The sequence below is a fragment of the Yinghuangia aomiensis genome (assembly GCF_039542225.1).
Classification (GTDB): Bacteria; Actinomycetota; Actinomycetes; order Streptomycetales; family Streptomycetaceae; genus Yinghuangia; species Yinghuangia aomiensis.
The window spans coordinates 80,063-95,479 of sequence record NZ_BAABHS010000014.1 but is presented as its reverse complement, the minus strand read 5'-3'; the positions used below and the strand labels follow the sequence as shown (position 1 = coordinate 95,479).

General features: G+C 74.1%; 15 protein-coding genes. 5 read left to right on the top strand and 10 right to left on the bottom strand.

The annotated features are described in order from the left end of the window. Nucleotides 1-11: 11 nt before the first annotated feature. Together ABEA93_RS20410 and ABEA93_RS20405 are read left to right on the top strand one after the other, a co-directional pair. Nucleotides 12-896, top strand: a complete 885-nt coding sequence (locus ABEA93_RS20410; protein ID WP_345677071.1) for an ABC transporter ATP-binding protein — start codon at nucleotides 12-14, stop codon at nucleotides 894-896. After that, nucleotides 893-1,756, top strand: coding sequence for a hypothetical protein (locus ABEA93_RS20405; protein ID WP_345677070.1), 864 nt, complete (start codon nucleotides 893-895; stop codon nucleotides 1,754-1,756). Before ABEA93_RS20410 ends, ABEA93_RS20405 begins: the two co-directional genes overlap by 4 nt. Nucleotides 1,757-1,786: 30 nt before the next feature. Here ABEA93_RS20405 and ABEA93_RS20400 read toward each other — a convergent pair whose 3' ends face one another. Further along, nucleotides 1,787-4,204, bottom strand: a complete 2,418-nt coding sequence (locus tag ABEA93_RS20400) for a helicase-associated domain-containing protein (protein WP_425585026.1) — start codon at nucleotides 4,202-4,204, stop codon at nucleotides 1,787-1,789. Between the two features lie 167 nt (nucleotides 4,205-4,371). Between ABEA93_RS20400 and ABEA93_RS20395 the strand changes: the two genes are divergently transcribed. Beyond that, nucleotides 4,372-5,244 (top strand): hypothetical protein, encoded by an 873-nt coding sequence (locus tag ABEA93_RS20395; RefSeq protein WP_345677068.1) that lies wholly within the window; start codon nucleotides 4,372-4,374, stop codon nucleotides 5,242-5,244. An 8-nt stretch (nucleotides 5,245-5,252) separates the two neighbouring features. Here ABEA93_RS20395 and ABEA93_RS20390 read toward each other — a convergent pair whose 3' ends face one another. From ABEA93_RS20390 to ABEA93_RS20370, 5 genes are all read right to left on the bottom strand, one after another. After that, nucleotides 5,253-6,239: a ferredoxin family protein gene (locus ABEA93_RS20390; RefSeq protein WP_345677067.1), complete on the bottom strand. Its 987-nt coding sequence runs from the start codon at nucleotides 6,237-6,239 to the stop codon at nucleotides 5,253-5,255. A gap of 206 nt (nucleotides 6,240-6,445) precedes the next feature. Continuing rightward, nucleotides 6,446-7,348: an ABC transporter ATP-binding protein gene (locus ABEA93_RS20385; protein WP_345677066.1), complete on the bottom strand. Its 903-nt coding sequence runs from the start codon at nucleotides 7,346-7,348 to the stop codon at nucleotides 6,446-6,448. Continuing rightward, nucleotides 7,345-8,457: a FecCD family ABC transporter permease gene (locus ABEA93_RS20380; protein WP_345677065.1), complete on the bottom strand. Its 1,113-nt coding sequence runs from the start codon at nucleotides 8,455-8,457 to the stop codon at nucleotides 7,345-7,347. The genes ABEA93_RS20385 and ABEA93_RS20380 overlap by 4 nt, the downstream gene beginning before the upstream one ends. Next, complete coding sequence (locus tag ABEA93_RS20375) at nucleotides 8,454-9,407, bottom strand: FecCD family ABC transporter permease (protein ID WP_345677207.1); 954 nt, start codon at nucleotides 9,405-9,407, stop codon at nucleotides 8,454-8,456. The genes ABEA93_RS20380 and ABEA93_RS20375 overlap by 4 nt, the downstream gene beginning before the upstream one ends. 544 nt (nucleotides 9,408-9,951) lie before the next feature. Next, nucleotides 9,952-10,206, bottom strand: coding sequence for a hypothetical protein (locus ABEA93_RS20370; protein WP_345677064.1), 255 nt, complete (start codon nucleotides 10,204-10,206; stop codon nucleotides 9,952-9,954). A 186-nt stretch (nucleotides 10,207-10,392) separates the two neighbouring features. Here ABEA93_RS20370 and ABEA93_RS20365 point away from each other — a divergent pair, with 186 nt between their 5' ends. Next, the gene (locus tag ABEA93_RS20365; protein WP_345677063.1) at nucleotides 10,393-10,776 is read left to right on the top strand and encodes a cold-shock protein; all 384 of its coding nucleotides are present in this window, start codon (nucleotides 10,393-10,395) and stop codon (nucleotides 10,774-10,776) included. A gap of 20 nt (nucleotides 10,777-10,796) precedes the next feature. Here the strand turns inward: ABEA93_RS20365 and ABEA93_RS20360 are convergent, their stop codons facing one another. From ABEA93_RS20360 to ABEA93_RS20345, 4 genes are read right to left on the bottom strand one after another with little or no spacing between them, the layout of a single operon-like run. After that, entirely contained in the window at nucleotides 10,797-11,627 is an 831-nt protein-coding gene (locus ABEA93_RS20360) for a 1,4-dihydroxy-6-naphtoate synthase (RefSeq protein ID WP_345677206.1), read from the bottom strand. Nucleotides 11,628-11,652: 25 nt separating this feature from the next. Then, nucleotides 11,653-12,297 (bottom strand): futalosine hydrolase, encoded by a 645-nt coding sequence (locus ABEA93_RS20355; protein WP_345677062.1) that lies wholly within the window; start codon nucleotides 12,295-12,297, stop codon nucleotides 11,653-11,655. A 9-nt stretch (nucleotides 12,298-12,306) separates the two neighbouring features. Continuing rightward, a complete protein-coding gene (locus tag ABEA93_RS20350; RefSeq protein ID WP_345677061.1) occupies nucleotides 12,307-12,774 on the bottom strand; it encodes a hypothetical protein in 468 nt (155 codons plus the stop codon). A 10-nt stretch (nucleotides 12,775-12,784) separates the two neighbouring features. After that, the gene (locus tag ABEA93_RS20345) at nucleotides 12,785-14,263 is read right to left on the bottom strand and encodes an MFS transporter (protein WP_425585018.1); all 1,479 of its coding nucleotides are present in this window, start codon (nucleotides 14,261-14,263) and stop codon (nucleotides 12,785-12,787) included. Nucleotides 14,264-14,462: 199 nt separating this feature from the next. On the opposite strand from ABEA93_RS20345, the gene ABEA93_RS20340 reads away from it, so the two are divergent. Beyond that, the gene (locus tag ABEA93_RS20340) at nucleotides 14,463-15,305 is read left to right on the top strand and encodes a DUF3027 domain-containing protein (protein WP_345677204.1); all 843 of its coding nucleotides are present in this window, start codon (nucleotides 14,463-14,465) and stop codon (nucleotides 15,303-15,305) included. Nucleotides 15,306-15,417 lie beyond the last annotated feature (112 nt).

Here is a 15,417-nt window from a genome sequence, read left to right as displayed (position 1 = left end):
CAGGTCCCGCGTTGAGTACGCACGGGCTGACCCGCGACTACGGCCGCGGCACCGGCGTGTTCGACGTCGGGCTCGTCGTGCCGCGCGGCTGCGTGTACGGACTGGTCGGGCCCAACGGCGCCGGCAAGACCACCCTGCTGTCGCTCATCAACGGCCTGCGCCGCGCCGACTCCGGCGAGGTCGTCTTCGGCGTCCCGGCGCACCGCGTCGCGGTGTGCACCGACGTGCCCGAGTTCGAACCCTGGCTCGGCGCCGAGGAAGCCGTCGAGCTGGCGGGCCGCCTGGTCAACCCCGACCTGCGCCCGGAGAACGTCAAGAACGCGCTGCACCGGGCCGGCCTCGTCGAGGCCGCCGACCGCAGGGTCGGCTCGTTCTCGCGCGGCATGACCCAGCGCCTCGGCCTGGCCGCCGCGCTGGTCGGCGAACCCGACCTGATGATCCTCGACGAACCCACCTCGGCGCTCGACCCGCGCGGCCGCGCGGAAGTCCTCGACCTGGTCGCCGGGATGCGCGGCCGCACCACCGTGGTGTTCTCCAGCCACATCCTGGCCGACGTGCAGCGGGTCTGCGACCACGTCGGCGTGCTGCGCGCCGGCCGCCTGCTCTACCAGGGCCCGGTCGCCGAACTCGTCGCCGAACACGTGCGCCCCACCTGGCTCATCCGGCTGCGCGACGACGGCGCCGCACTGTGCCGCACCTTCGCCGCCGAAGACTGGGTGGTCCGCGTCTCGTCGGTCCGCCCCGGCCTGGTCCGGGTGCACGCGCGCACCGTCGAGGACGGCGAACGGCACATCCTCGGCGTGCTCGACCGCAGCGGCGCCCGCGTCATCTCCGTCGGACCGGAGGAATCGGACCTGGAGAGCGCGTTCCTGTCCATCACCGGGGCGGCCCGATGACCAGCCGTTCCGACACGGCCGCCGCCGACGTGCGCGCCGACGCCCCGGCCGTGCCCGGCACCCGGTACGCGCGCACCGCCGCCGCGGCCGCCGCGGTCCGCCGTCGCCGCCCGCTCGGACTGTGGCGCCTCGAAGTCCTGCGCGTCGTCCGCACCAAGCGCTGGCTCCTCCTGTTCATCGCCTACCCGGTGCTGGGCAGCGCGGGGCCGATCATCGTCCGGCACATCAACTCGATCCTGTCCGCGCTCGGCGCGGACGGCGTCGACGTGCCGACCGACCTCACCGCCGACGCGGCCATGACCTCCTACGTCGGCGTGTCCGGCCAGATCGGCCTGCTCGTCGCGCTCGGCATGTGCGCGGCCGCCCTCGCCGTCGACCACCGGCCGGGCCTCGCCGCGTTCTACCGCACCCGCACCTGCAGGCCCCGGCAACTCGTCCTGCCCCGCTGGACGGTGTGCGCGGCCGCGGTGTGCCTGGCGAACCTCGTCGCGTCCGTCATCGTGTGGGCGGAGATCCGCTGGCTGTTCGGCCCCGTCCGGACCGACCTCATGCTGTACGGGATCTTCTTCTCGACCATCTACCTGCTCATGGCGCTCAGCCTGGTGGCCGGCGCCGCCGCGTTCCTGCGCAGGCCCGTCGCGCTGTTCGGCACGGCGCTCATCGCGCTGATCCTGTCGCCGCTGCCGCGTCTGTGGAAGCCGCTGCGCGGCTGGTCCCCGGACAAGCTCAGCTCCGTCGAGGTCGGCCTGCTCGACGGCCACGAACCGGGCAGCTACGCCGGTCCGGCCGCGGTCGCGGTGATGCTCACCGGCACGCTGCTCGCGCTGTCGGTGTGGCGGATCGGGCGCCGGGAGATGTGAGGCGACGGCCGGGATTTCCCCCGGCCGCGCTCAGGCTTCGTCGTCGCCCGGTTCCACCGGCGCGACGCCCGTGATCCGGTGCAGCGGATAGGTGTGGAGTTCGCCGACGGCCTGCTCCTGCGCCGTCACGAAACCGCCCTCCAGACCCAGCGGCACGATGATGCGCTGCGTGGCCCGGCCTTCGCGGGTGACGTAGCCGATCCACACCGGACGCCGCTCCGCCTGCGCGGACTGCAACGCCAGCAGCGTCTCCGCCGCCGAGGTGCGCGGCAGCTCGGCGGGCGCCTCGGCGTCGCCCGCGCCCCGGCCGCGGCCCGCGGTGGTGCGGTCCCCGGCGCGGATCGCGGTCACCGCGGCGGCGACCAGCGTCCCGCCCGGCGCGGGCGGCTCCCCGGCGACGCGCGGCGGCAGCGACCGCGGCGGGGTCCGCAGCGCGTCCGGGCGGGTCACCACGACGTCGCCGGTCGCCGACTCGGCCATCGGTGCGTACCCGAGCTGCCGCAGCATCGACAGGACCGCGTCCGGTGCCGCCTCGGCGGCCACCACGGTCGGCGCGAGCCGCCGCATCCGCAGCCCGTGCGCGCGGCGGTCCGCCAGCAGCTCGCCGAGCAGTGCCTCGTCGTCGCACCGCAGGTAGGCCGACGCCGCGCCGACGCGCAGCCGGCCGTGCCGCCGGGCCACGTCGTCGACCAGGTAGGTCAGCGGCTGCGGCACCGGCGTGCGGGAGTGCGTGGCGAACAGCCGGTGCAGGTCGGCGGCCGTCCGGCCGGAGTCCAGCGCGCGGCGGATGGACGGCTCGCTGAACCGGTACACCGTCGCGCCGCCCGTGGACTCGACGTCCGCGGCCATGTGCAGCTCCTGCGCCAGCTCCACCACCAGCGGGCCCGGCGCGACCGCGGTGAGGTCGGCCTGCAGCAGCACGTGGTCGAGCGGCGTCGGCAGCAGCGGCTCCAGCAGCACCGCGGCCCGCGGCAGGTCCCCGCCGAGCAGCGCCCGGCCCGCGGCGCTCAGCGCGCCGCGCCCGGTCACGCCCAGCAGCTCCGCCTCGACGAGCGTGCGGTCGGCCAGCTCGGACCGCAGCCGCGCGGTCCGCACCGGGCGGTGCCAGGCCAGATCGGCGAGCAGGTCGGCGGCGGGCACCGTGCTGCCGGGGGCGAGACCGGCGAGGCGGCCGAGCAGCGCGTGCCGCACATCGGGTGCGGCGGTGCGGTCCACGCCGGGGCCCAGCGCGTTCACCGGGCGGTCCTTGTCGTCGCGCGTGCCGACCAAGCCCGGTACACGGGTCGTCTCCAGCCACACCCCGGCCAGCACCGACCAGCGTTCCGCGGTCGGGCGGGCCCGCCAGGTGTCATATGCCGGAGTGGGCAGCCACCGCTCGTCGGCTTCGCCGTCGCCCGCCGCCAACCCCGCCGCGTAGGCGAGTTCCAGCCACAGCGCGGCCTCCGGTTCGGGGACGTCGAGCGTCACCGCGGCACGCTTGAGGTCGCGCATGCCGAGGCCTCCGGCGCGCAGCACCGGCGGCCCGCCCGCGCTCCACGCCTCCAGCAGGTCCTCGATCCGCCGCACCGCGATGAAGGCCGCCCCGGCCGCCGCCGCGTCGACCAGCTCCGGATCGCGCGGGGTCACCGCCGGCCCGGGCGGCTCCGGCTCGAGCTGCCGGTGCACCCGGCCGCCGCGCAGCGTCAGCGCGACCTCGCGCGGCAGCACCACCGTCTGCGGCCCGGCGGGCACCAGCAGCGCCCGCGCCAGCAGCCACTCGACGGGGCTGCTCGCCTCGTCGGCCCGCACCGGCCGGTCGGCGCCGCGGACGCTGCCGGTGGGCGGGCCCCAGACCAGCTTCTCCAGCACTTCGGCGGCCTGCGGGGCCTCGGCGAGGAGGGCGCGGACGGCGTCGGCGTCGGCGAACAGGGCGCCGATCTCGGCGATCGCGGTCACCGCGTCCGGGGTGGGCGGCAGGCCGAGCGCGGACAGCAGCTCCTGGAGCCGGGCGGGGCCGGTCGCGGACAGGGCGGAGGCGAGGGCGGGGCCGAGCCCGGCGGGGGCGGCACCGGCCAGGTCGCGCACGGTGCGGACCACGCGCAGGGCGTCCTCGGGGCCCCAAAGCAGCGCCCGGGTCCGGAGCTCGGCGACGGCGCCGGGCAGCTGCGGCACTTCGGGGCCGACCAGCGCGGCGAGGTCGGCGAACCGGAAGCCGTCGGGGAGCACCACGGCGGCATCGACGACCTGCAGGGCGAACCGGTCCAGACGCTCCAGCGCGCGGGACACCGACGCGCGGGTGGTGGCGCGGGTGGCGAGCTGGGTGAAGTCGACCGGGACGGGCGTGACCAGGTCCGGGCGGGCGCGGAGCAGCGCGCCGAGTTCGTCGTCGCTGCGGCGGCGCAAGTCCTCGGCGAGCGTCCGCGGGCCCCCGGGTGATCCGGCGGTCTCGGCGGCGGTCTCGGTCGACATGGTCATCCCCCCAACGTTAGAGCGTCGGAGGCGAAGGTGAGCACCAGGATGATCGGTGGCGCGAGGTGCCGGATCGCGGTAATCGGATCGGGGTAAGGGATCGTAGGGCTCACGCTCCGGACCGTAAGCTCGTTCCCGGTTCTGTCCGGGTGATCAGGGGGCCGGCAATGGATTTCGAGAGCGACCGTCTGGTCCTGGAATACCTGGGGCAGGTCGGCGATGCCGCGCAGCGGAAGCTGCGGCCGGCCGACCGGGCCCGGCTCGTCGACCGGCTGCGCACGCAGATCAACAGCGAGCGGGAGCGGGCGAGTTCCGACAATCCGTCGCAGGTGCGGACGATCCTGGCCCGTATGGGGTCGCCCGAGGCCGTGGTCGCGAACGAGGTCCTGCGGGCGCCCAGTTACGACGCGCACAACGCGCTGGCCGGGGCGGGGCTCGGCGAGACCGCCGGCTATTCGCGGGGGTCGCGGGCGACGATCGCCGCGCAGATAGGGTTCCGGCCGGACGCCAGCCCGGTGCCGTCGCAGCGCGACGGTTCGGACGGCGACGGATTGGAGGCCAAGCCGATCGCGCCGCTCGGCGACGGGCTCATCGGCTGGCCCGCCTACCCGATCGGAATCCTGCCGGAGGGCAGCTCCGACTGGGAGGGCGGCGAGATCGTCGGGCCGGAGCCGGTGCGCCGCATTCCGATGCGCGCTTCCGCGCGGGAGCTGATGGCAATCGTGCTGATCGCGGTCGGCGCGATGGTCGGCTCCGCGGTGGTCGTGGTGATAGGGCTGCTGGTCGTCTTCACGTCCGGGGTGTGGGCAGGCGACGACAAGCGCATGGCGGCGTACGTCATCCCGTCGGTGACCGTCGCGGCGTTCGTGACCGCGATGTGGCTGCGCGCCACCGGCCACGCGGGCGTGGACCTGACGCGGTCTCAGGCCGTGCACCGCTTCGAGGAGTTGCTGCCCGCGATCCCGCGGATAGCGGGTGCCGCGGCAGCCGTCTACCTGCTCTTCAAACTGCTGCGGACGCAAGCGCCCGACGCCGAGTAGCCCGCGGATCACCCGGTCGGCGCCGAGAGTTCCCGCAGGTCGTCGAGCACGAACCCGTCGGGGTCCGTCACCGAGCCCTGCGAGCACGACGTGAGGCGGGGGCAGCCGCTGCGCGCCGTGCGCACCGTCACCCGGAACATCCGTCCCGCCGCGGTGAGATCGACCGTCGTGCCGCCGTCGGCACGCTCGACGTGGCCGAGCGTGCGCACCGCCTCGACCGTGCGGATGCCGGTGTGGCTGCGCACGAACCACTCGGCGGCCTGCGCGGCGTGCGGCAGGCCCATCCGCCCGCGGTAATGCGCCAGGTCCACCTCGCCGCGCAGGCACGCCGCGCCGACCTCCGCCGCGACAGGCTCGGTCACCAGGCCGTGGTAACTCCCGTGCGGCAGCGCCACGAGGTTGGCGGCGAACCGGTCGCCGCCCACATGCGTGGTCTCCCACACCGGCTCGCCGTAGGCCGCGTGCAGCGTGCGCACGGTGGGCCGCCCGAACTGCGCGCAGCACGGCTCGCGTTTGCCGTGCGTGCACACCAGCAGGACCGGCTCGCGGTGCTCCGTCCCCCAGTTCGGGCGCTCGCCGCGCGACACAGCGGCGACGTCGAGGTCCAGCAGTTCGCGCAGGTCGGCGACTTCGCGCCGCTCCATCCACACCGGGGCGCCGTGCGGGCCGCCGGAATACGCGACGTAGACCTGGTGCGGGGGCACCGGGCGGCGGTTGCCGGGGCGGCGCACGAGCTGCGGGCGGATCCGGTACGCGGGCAGCCGTTCGATGAACTCCGCGACGTCCGCGGGGACATCCGGCGGCAGGCCGTGGGCGGGCCACGGGCCGGGGTGTTCGACGAGCACCCAGGCGTCGCAGGTCTCGGGCGCGCTGCCGAGCACCGCTTCGCCGAGCGCACGGGCGACGGCGGCGCAGCGGTTCGCACCCCGAGCCGGGGCGGCTGCGGAGGGGGCGGAGGCGGCGGCGGGGGCGGTCGAACTCACCGGTGGGTTCATCGGGCGGCTCCTGGTCCATGCGGTGCGCCGACGAGTGCGGCACGGCAGGAACGTTTGTGCGAGCGAGCGTGTGTGCGAGTCGAGCGGGGCGAATCGGGCAGGCAACGCGGATCGAACAGATGAAGCGGGTGGCGCAGGCACAGCAGTCACAGCACGGGCAGCAGGCGGAACGGACGCGGCAGGTGAGGCGGGCAGTGCGGAACGGCTCAGCCGTCCGACGTGTCCGCCCCATCCGTCGCCGACTTCGACTCCGCCTCCGCCCCGGACCTCCGCGCCCCGGGCGCTCCCGGCACGATCATCGGCGCGCCCGTCACCGGACACGGCACGACGACGCAGTCCAGGCCGAACACCTCGCCGACCAGTTCCGCGGTGACGATGTCGGACGGCGCGCCCTGCGCGACGATCCGGCCGGCGCGCATGGCCACGAGGTGGTCGGCGTACCGGCACGCCTGGTTGAGGTCGTGCAGTACGGCGACCGTGGTTCGGCCGCCTTCCTCGCCGAGTTCGCGTATCAGGTCGAGGACCTCGACCTGGTGCGAGATGTCCAGGAAGGTGGTGGGCTCGTCGAGCAGCAGGATCTCGGTGCCCTGGGCGAGGGCCATGGCGATCCAGACGCGCTGGCGCTGGCCGCCGGAGAGTTCGTCGACGTAGCGGTCGGCGAGGTCGGTGACGTCGGTGCGGCGCATCGCGTCCTCGACGGCGGCTTCGTCGTCGCGCGACCACTGCTGCCACCAGCGCTGGTGGGGCTGGCGGCCGCGGGCGACCAGGTCGCCGACGGTGATGCCCTCGGGCGGCTGCGGGCTCTGCGGCAGGACGCCGACCTGCTGGGCGACGGTGCGGGTGGGCAGCGACCGCAGGTCGGCGCCGTCCAGCAGCACGGCGCCGGCGGCGGGCTTGAGGAGGCGGCCGAGGGCGCGCAGCGTGGTCGACTTGCCGCAGGCGTTGGGCCCGACGACGACGGTGACCGCGCCGGCCGGGATGTCGAGGTCGAGGTCCTCGACGATGATGCGGTCTTCGTAGGCCAGACGCAGCCCGCGTGCGGAGAGTTCGCGGCGGGCGGCGGGGGCTTCCGCGTGCGTGTCGACAGGGGAGTCGGCAGTCACGGTCATGCGGCACCTCCGGTCCGGGATCGGGTGAGCAGCCACAGCAGATAGGGGCCGCCGATCGCGGCGGTGACCACGCCGACCGGCAGTTCGGTGGGGGAGAAGAGCAGGCGGGCGCCGATGTCGGCGACGCACACGATGAGCGCCCCGACGAGTGCCGACGACACCAGGGGGATCTGCGGGGTGCGGGCGAGCCGCCGGGCGACCTGCGGGGCCATGAGGGCGACGAACTCGACGGGTCCCGCGGCGGCGGTGGCCGCGGACGCGAGGACGATGCCGATGACGGCGAGGCCGAGGCGGGTGCGGCCCAGGCGGATGCCCAGCGACGTGGCGGTGTCGTCGTCGAACCCGGCGGTGCGCTGCGCGCGCCCGGCCCAGGCGAGGAACGGCAGCAGCACCAGCAGGGTCAGCGCGAGGGGTTGGGCGTAGTCCCAGCCGCGGCCGTTGAGGCTGCCGGACATCCACACCTTGGCCTGCTGCGCGAGCACCACGTCGGCCTTGGTGAGGAGCATGTTGGTGACGCTGACCAGGGCCAGCGAGATGCCGACGCCGATGAGCACGAAGCGCTGGGCCTGCAGGCCGCGGCGCCACGCGAGGAGGTAGACGAGTGCGGCGGCGCCGATGCCGCCGAGGAGTGCCGCGTACGGGATGTCGCCGCTGCTCATGCCGCCGAGCACGAGGAACCCGACGACGCAGGCGCCCGCGCCGCGGGTGATGCCGATGACGTCCGGGCTGGCGAGCGGGTTGCGGGCGACGGTCTGGATGAGCGACCCGGCCGCGCCGAAGGCGAGGCCGACCAGGACGCCGGTGACGACGCGCGGGAGCCGCAGCGTCCCGACGACGAAGTCGTTGTCGTTGGGCACTCCGAAGACGGAACGCAGCGCGTCGAGCGGGGACACGTACGTCTCGCCGACGCACAGCGCGGTGACGAACGCGGCGGCGAGCAGCAGGAGGAGCACGCCCGCGACGACGGCGGACCGCCGGTGTACGAGGAACGACGCGCGGCGGTGCCGCAGCAGGCCGTGCCCCGCGGGCCGGGGCCGGCCGGGCGGCCGGGACGGGGGCCCGGCGGGCTTCGCGGCGCCCGGCTCGGGGCGCGTGGTCAGGGCCGTCATGCGGCGGCCACCGGGCGCCGGCGGACCAGCAGGATCAGGACGGGCACGCCGAGCAGCGCGGTCATCACGCCGACGCCGACCTCGGCGGGCGGGAAGATGACCCTGCCGATGACGTCGGAGACCAGCAGGAGCGCGGGGGCGAGCACCGCGGACATCGCGAGGACCCAGCGGTGGTCGGTGCCGACCAGGGCGCGGGCGGCGTGCGGGACGGCGAGGCCGACGAAGGCGATGGGTCCGGTGGCGGCGACCGCGGCGCCGGTCAGCACGACCGCGCCGAGTCCGCCGACGATGCGGATGGCGGCGACGTTGCGGCCGAGTCCGGCGGCCACGTCGTCGCCGAGGGCGAGCGCGTCCAGGCCGCGCGCGACGGCGATCACCAGGGTCGCGCCGACGGCGAGGAACGGCAGGACCTGCCAGGCGACGTCGGCGGTGCGGCCGGACAGCGACCCGGCGAGCCAGAACCGGTACTCGTCGAGGGTGCGCTGATCGGTCGTCAGGATCCCGGTGACGACGGCGCCGAGCGATGCGGCGAGAGCCTGCCCGGCGAGGGCGAGTTTGACGGGGGTGGCGCCGCCGCGGCCGCGCGAGGCGACCGCGTAGACCGCGACACCGGTCAGGAGTGCCCCGGCGAGGCCGAACCACACGTAGCCGGTGAGCGATCCGACGCCGAACACCGCGATCGCGGTGACCACGCCGACCGCCGCGCCGGTGCTGATGCCGAGGATGCCCGGCTCCGCGATGGGGTTCCGGGTGAGGCCCTGCATGACGGTGCCGGCGAGGCCGAGCGCCGCGCCGACCGCGATGCCGACGACGGTGCGCGGCACGCGCATCGACCGGACCACGACCGCGTCGGGGCTGTCGCCGCCGTGCAGCAGCGCCGACCAGACGGTGCCGAGCGACATGTCGCGGCTGCCGACCGCGAGGGAGAGGAAGGCCGCGACGACCAGCATGAGCAGCGCCGCGACCAGGAACCCGGTCCGGCGCAGCGTCGTCCGCTCGCGGATTCCCTGGGCTGCCACGGAATTAGGTTAGGTTAACCTAAACGCTCTGGCAAAGCCGGGTGGCATGTGGGGTGTTGCACATTCGCCGTGAAAAGGCGTGCGCCGGTCGCGCGGAAGGGCGGCCGACCGCGGGCCGCACGGGCAAGGCGCACAGCGAGTCGATGTCCGTTCCTGCCCTTTGTGGGCGTGGGGCCGCGCCCCGGCCGTGGCCCCACGCCGCAAGGGACAGGGCGTGCGGCGCCGTCCGCGTTCGCCCTTTGTGGATCATCGGAGATCGACGTACAGGTCTGTGCGTTTCGGTTCGCCGGGGGTTCCGGTGCCGCGAACTTCCCATCGATAAGAGCGCTTGTCAATAGACGATGACAACGTGCGCGTGTCGACACGTGTCGATGCCGCGCGGCGTGACGCAGCGTGGCCGAAACGCGGCTGACGGGGCGTCAGCCAAGCTGTCCGACCGGCTCTCGGGCAGGCCGGTCTTCCGGCACGCGGGTTGCTAGGCGGGCAGTTTGCGGCGCTGGCCGCGCGCGGCGGCGAACAACCCGCCCATCGCGAGGGCGAAGCCGAGCGGCATCAGCATGCTCAGCAGATACACGGCGCGCGGCAGCGGGTGCGCGCCGATGAGGAACGGGGTCAGCGTGACCAGGACGGCCAGCGTGCCGACCGCGAACACGATCGCGCCGACCCGGATCGCCAGGTCGGCCCGGCCGACCGCGGGGGCCGCTGCGGGGGAAGTTTCGACGGTGCTCACCCGTCCACGGTACTTGCTGCGCCGGGCGGTTCCCGGCCGGGTATCCCCGTATGCCCCGTCGGTCCCGACCGTTAGCCTGGTCGGGTGAACGGGGGGCGTCCGTTGCGTCACCTGGCGTACCCCGTCATGGAACTACCCGTCCCGGGCCATCCAGATGGCGACGTCCCGACACAATCGAGGTCCTCCGTGCCTACCGGCAAGGTCAAGTGGTTCGACACCGAGAAGGGCTTCGGCTTCCTCTCCCGGGACGACGGCGGCGACGTCTTCGTCCACTCCTCCGCGCTGCCGCAGGGTGTCGACTCGCTCAAGCCCGGCATGCGGGTCGAGTTCGGCATCGTCGAAGGCCGCCGCGGCGAGCAGGCGCTGTCCGTGCGCGTGCTGGACCCGCGCCCGTCCGTGGTGGCCGCCACCCGGAAGAAGCCCGACGAGATGACCGTCATCGTCGAGGACGTCATCAAGGTCCTCGACGGCGTCTCCAACACGCTCCGCCGCGGCCGCCACCCCGACAAGCCGACCGCGCACAAGGTCGCCGAACTCCTGCGCGCGGTGGCCGACCAGCTGGAGAGCTGAACCCGGCGGCCCGGACCGCGTCAGCGGCCCGGGAACGCCAGCAGTTCGGGGGCCACGCCCGGGACCAGGCCCTCGTCGGCGGCGCGCGTCAGCAGCCCGCGCACGGCCGCGTAGCCCGCTTCGCCGAGGTCGCGGGTGAACTCGTTGACATACAAGCCGATGTGGCGCTCCTGCACGGTCGCGCTCATCTCCTGCGCGTGCTCCTGCACGTAGGCCCGTGACGCCGCCGGGTCCGCCCACGCGTACTCCACCGACGCCCGTGCCGCCGCGGCCAGCGCCGGAAGATCCAATGAACGCCGCGCGACGATCGCGCCCAGCGGGATCGGCAGGCCGGTGTCCGCCTCCCACGCCTCGCCCATGTCGGCCAGGCACGTCAGGCCGTACTCCTGGAACGTGAACCGTGCTTCGTGGATCACCAGGCCCGCGTCCACCACGCCGTCGCGCACCGCGGGCATGATCTCGTGGAACGGCAGCACCCGGATCTCGCCGACGCCGCCCGGCACCGCCTTCGCCGCCCACAGCCGGAACAGCAGGTACGCCGTGGACCGTTCGCTCGGCACCGCCACCACGCGGTCCGCCAGGTCGGCCGGCGCCGCCGCGTCCCGGGTGAGCACCAGCGGCCCGCAGCCGCGGCCCAGCGCACCGCCGCACGGCAGCAGCGCGTACTCGTCCAGGACCCAAGGCAGGGCCGCGTAGGAGATCTTCAGGATGTCCAGCGCGCCTTGCTCGGCAAGCCCGTTGGTGATGTCGATGTCCGCGTACCGCACCTCGACGGGGGGTGCGCCGGGCACCAAGCCGTGCGTCCACGCGTGGAACGCGAACGTGTCGTTCGGGCACGGCGAATACGCCATCGTCAGACTCACGCGGCCACCTCGCTCAGCTTTCGTCCAGTACCGGCAGCACCGCCGCCATGGCCGTGCCCAAGGCCTTCAACGCGTCGGGAATCCGCCACGCCGCCCGGTCCCGCGGACCCACCGCGTTGGACACGGTACGCAGTTCGCCGACCGGCAGTCCCGCCGCGGCCGCCGCGGTGGCGACCCCGAAGCCCTCCATGGCCTCCGCCGCCGCCCCGGGGTGACGCGCCGTCAGCTCCGCCGCGCGGGCCGCGCTGCCGGTCACCGTCGACACAGTGAGGACCGGGCCCTCGACCACCTGCGGCAGCACGCCGCGCGCCGCGGCGGCGATCCGCGCGGACAGCTCCGGGTCGACGTCGTAGCGCACGGTGCCGAAGCCGAGTTCGTCGACCGGCACGAATCCGTCGGGCGTCTCCGCGCCCAGGTCCGCCGCCGTCACCGAGGTCGCGACCACCAGCGCGCCGAGCGGTGCGGCCGGGGCGAAGCCGCCGCCGATGCCCGCGCTCAGCACCAGGTCGTACGGCGCCAGCGACAGCGCCGCAGCGGTCCCGGCGGCGGCCGCCGCCGGACCCACGCCGGCGGCCAGCACGTCGACGTGCGGAAAGGCGCCGCCCGCGAGCACGGCATCGCGCTCGGCGGGGACGGCGGTGACGATCAGGATCCGCACGGGAGGGGACTACTTCTTTTCGAGGTCGAAGGTCCAGACGTTCTTCGGCTGGTCCTTCGAGTACTCGATCACCGAGACGCTCAGCGTGTTCGCCTCGTCGAAGCTGCCGTAGGGCACCCGGAAAGCCTGGTAATACGTCCGGTCGGCGATCTGCGGACCGGCCGTGTCACTGTTGATGACGAACCGCCAGTTGTGGTCGCTGATCGACGTGTCCACACCGATGCCGACTTCGCTGCCCTCCGACACCTTGAGAGCCGTCGGCTTCTTCAGACCCGCGGTGGTCGGGTTCAGGCACTCGGTCAACTTCGCCTCGTCGCCCGCGGGAATGTTGCGGCAACGCGCCTCGGTGTGGGCGGATTGCGTCCCGCTCACCATGGTGACCAGAGCGGACGGCTTGGAGAGGCCGCAGCCCGTCAGGGCGAACGCCCCGAGAGCGGCGACACCCGCGACGGCGGCGGTGCGGCGGCGGTTCATCATGATCCGAAGGTTACCTGCCGCCGCGTACCCGGAAGCCGGGGGACCTCGTCGGGCGCCCCCGGCGCGTCGTGAGCCGCCGTCCGGCGGTCACCAGGGTCAGCAGCAGCACCGCCGCGGCGATCCCCATACCGAGCGTGCCGTTCAGCGGCAGCGCGATGCCGACGCCGCCGCCGATCACCCACGCCATTTGCAGCGCGGTCTCCGAACGTGCGAAGGCAGACGTGCGCACTTCCTCCGGAATGTCGCGCTGGATCATCGCGTCGAGCGACAGCTTGCCGAGTGCCTGCGCGAGACCCGCCACCGCGGCCACCCCGCACACCGTCGGCAGGCCGTAGGCGATGGCCGCCATGACCGCCGACGCGGCGGACACCGCGAGCGTCCCGGCGATGATCGCCTCGGGCGCCTTCGACTTCAGCCACGCGCCGAGCGCGGTGCCGACCGCGTTGCCGACCGCCGCGGCGACGACGACGACGGCGAGCGCCTTCTTGCCGTCGTAACCGCCGATCGGCTCCTCGCGCAGCAGGAAGCCGAGGAACATGATCAGGAAGCCGGAGAAGGCACGGAAGGCCGCGTTGGCCCACAGCGCGAGCACCACGGACGGGCCGACACTGCGCAGCCGCCGCTTCCCCTTGCCCTTCGAGCCGAGCTTGTCGGCGACCGTCTTGCCCTCGCGGCGCGGCCGGGGGAACGACGACTCGTGGTCGACGCCCGCCGCCTCGCCGGTGAAGGACGCCCGGTCCTCGCCCTCCGGCGAGTCGACCTTCTCGGGCAGGGTGAACGACAGGATGGCCCCGAAGAGGAACACCGCGGTCGCGGTGTACATGATCCACGCGGTTCCGGCGGTCGCCTTGAGACCGCCCGCCACCGGTGCCGCCAGCATGGTGCCGATCAGGCCGAACAGGGTGATCCGCGAGTTGACCTTGACCAGCGACATGGAGCGCGGTTGCAGGCGCGGGACGACCGCGCTGCGGGTGACGCCGTAAGCCTTCGACGTCATCAGGACGGCGAACGCCTCCGGATACAGCTCGATCCCGCCGTCCTCGATCGACCCGGCCATCGCGTACGCGAGTCCCGCGCGCACCAGCATGGTGAGCGCGATGGCGACCCGGCGGCCGCGCCGCAGGCGGTCCAGCAGCGGCCCGATGATCGGCGCCATGAGCGCGAACGGCGCCATGGTGATCAGCAGGTACAGCGCCACCCGGTCGCGTGCCTGCCCGGTCGGCACCGAGAAGAAGACCGTGGTGGCGAGCGAGATCGTGACCAGCGCGTCGCCCGCGTTGTTGAGCGCGTGCAGCTCGATGAGGTTGCCCAGGCCGCTCTCGCCCGCGCCCTTGGAATGCGACGCGCGGCGGAACTTCCGGGCCAGGTTCGCGGGCAGGCCGCCGAACCAGGCGGCCATCCGGCGGGTGCGGCCGGTGCCGGCCGCGCTGCTGCCGCGTACCCGTACGCCGCTGCTCCGTGCTTCGCCTCGCGTCCGCACCGCGCCCATTCCTTCGGCTGTCCCTCGGAGTCGGAGATGAAATCGTGAGATGACTGAAACTGTGCAGCCCGGTGTGCATCCTGCCCGGTCGGGACCGGGTTGCATCATCGGTGACACGCCGAAGAGGCCCGCCGGTTGCGGCCTTGGCAGCGGCAATCCGTGCCTCTTGAGGGTAGCCCTCGCCATCGGGCCCGGAGGTTGAGAGAGAATCACTCTCGTGAGTGCCCCGATCCGTAGTCGAATCCCTGACCGCCTGTGCGCGGAAGCGGTCGAACTCGCCCTTGCCGCCGTGGAGGAAGTCGCCGGCCGCGGGCGGGTCGGCGAGCACCTGAGCCTCCAGGTAGACGGTGACCGCGTCGTCACGCATTTCTTCGCCTGCCGAGAGGAGGCCTACCACGGCTGGCGCTGGGCGGTGACCGTCGCCCGAGCGCCGCGCGCCAAACTGGTGACCGTAGACGAGACCGTGCTGGTGCCAGGTCCCGACGCGCTCCTCGCCCCCGAGTGGGTGCCGTGGAGCGATCGGCTCAGGCCCGGCGACCTCGGGGTCGGCGACCTGCTGCCGACCAAGGAGGACGACGACCGCCTCGAGCCCGGCTTCTCCGGCGCCGACGAGCCACCCGAGAAACTCGCCGACCCCGTAGGGTTCGGCCCCGCGTCGCTCGCCAACGAGCTGGGCCTCGGCCGGCAGCGGGTGCTGTCGCCGCTCGGCCTGGACCTGGCCGCGGACCGCTGGGAGGAGCACTTCGGCGTCCGCACGCCGATGGCGCAGGCCGCCCCGGCGCAGTGCGTGACGTGCGGGTTCCTCATCCGCATCGGCGGGCCGCTCGGCCAGGCGTTCGGCGTGTGCGCCAACGAGTACGCGCCCGCCGACGGCCACATGGTGTCGCTCGGCTTCGGCTGCGGCGGCCACTCCGAGGCCGCCGTCATGCCCGCCGTGCCGCCGGCCGCCGAGCCGGTCGTCGACGACTACGAGATCGAGCCGGTGCGGGTGCACCACGAGGCCGGTTCCGTGGACGCCGCCGAGCCGGCCGAGGAACTCGGTCACTCGTGAGCCGCTCGCGAGCGGCTCGTGAGCCAGGCCTGAGCCACTCGTGAGCCACTCCTGACGCACGCCCCGCCACGCTCCGGATCCGGCCCCGCCGGGCCCGGAGCGGGCGGAGTTT

Bases quoted from the DNA above. Each gene is read 5' to 3' on its own strand.
- ABEA93_RS20380 (WP_345677065.1), bottom strand. From the start codon at position 8,457: ATGACGGCCCTGACCACGCGCCCCGAGCCGGGCGCCGCGAAGCCCGCC.
- ABEA93_RS20345 (WP_425585018.1), bottom strand. From the start codon at position 14,263: ATGGGCGCGGTGCGGACGCGAGGCGAAGCACGGAGCAGCGGCGTACGG.
- ABEA93_RS20360 (WP_345677206.1), bottom strand. From the start codon at position 11,627: ATGGCGTATTCGCCGTGCCCGAACGACACGTTCGCGTTCCACGCGTGG.
- ABEA93_RS20400 (WP_425585026.1), bottom strand. From the start codon at position 4,204: ATGTCGACCGAGACCGCCGCCGAGACCGCCGGATCACCCGGGGGCCCG.
- ABEA93_RS20385 (WP_345677066.1), bottom strand. From the start codon at position 7,348: ATGACCGTGACTGCCGACTCCCCTGTCGACACGCACGCGGAAGCCCCC.
- ABEA93_RS20395 (WP_345677068.1), top strand. From the start codon at position 4,372: ATGGATTTCGAGAGCGACCGTCTGGTCCTGGAATACCTGGGGCAGGTC.
- ABEA93_RS20375 (WP_345677207.1), bottom strand. From the start codon at position 9,407: ATGCTGGTCGTCGCGGCCTTCCTCTCCCTCGCGGTCGGCAGCCGCGAC.
- ABEA93_RS20390 (WP_345677067.1), bottom strand. From the start codon at position 6,239: ATGAACCCACCGGTGAGTTCGACCGCCCCCGCCGCCGCCTCCGCCCCC.
- ABEA93_RS20350 (WP_345677061.1), bottom strand. From the start codon at position 12,774: ATGATGAACCGCCGCCGCACCGCCGCCGTCGCGGGTGTCGCCGCTCTC.
- ABEA93_RS20405 (WP_345677070.1), top strand. From the start codon at position 893: ATGACCAGCCGTTCCGACACGGCCGCCGCCGACGTGCGCGCCGACGCC.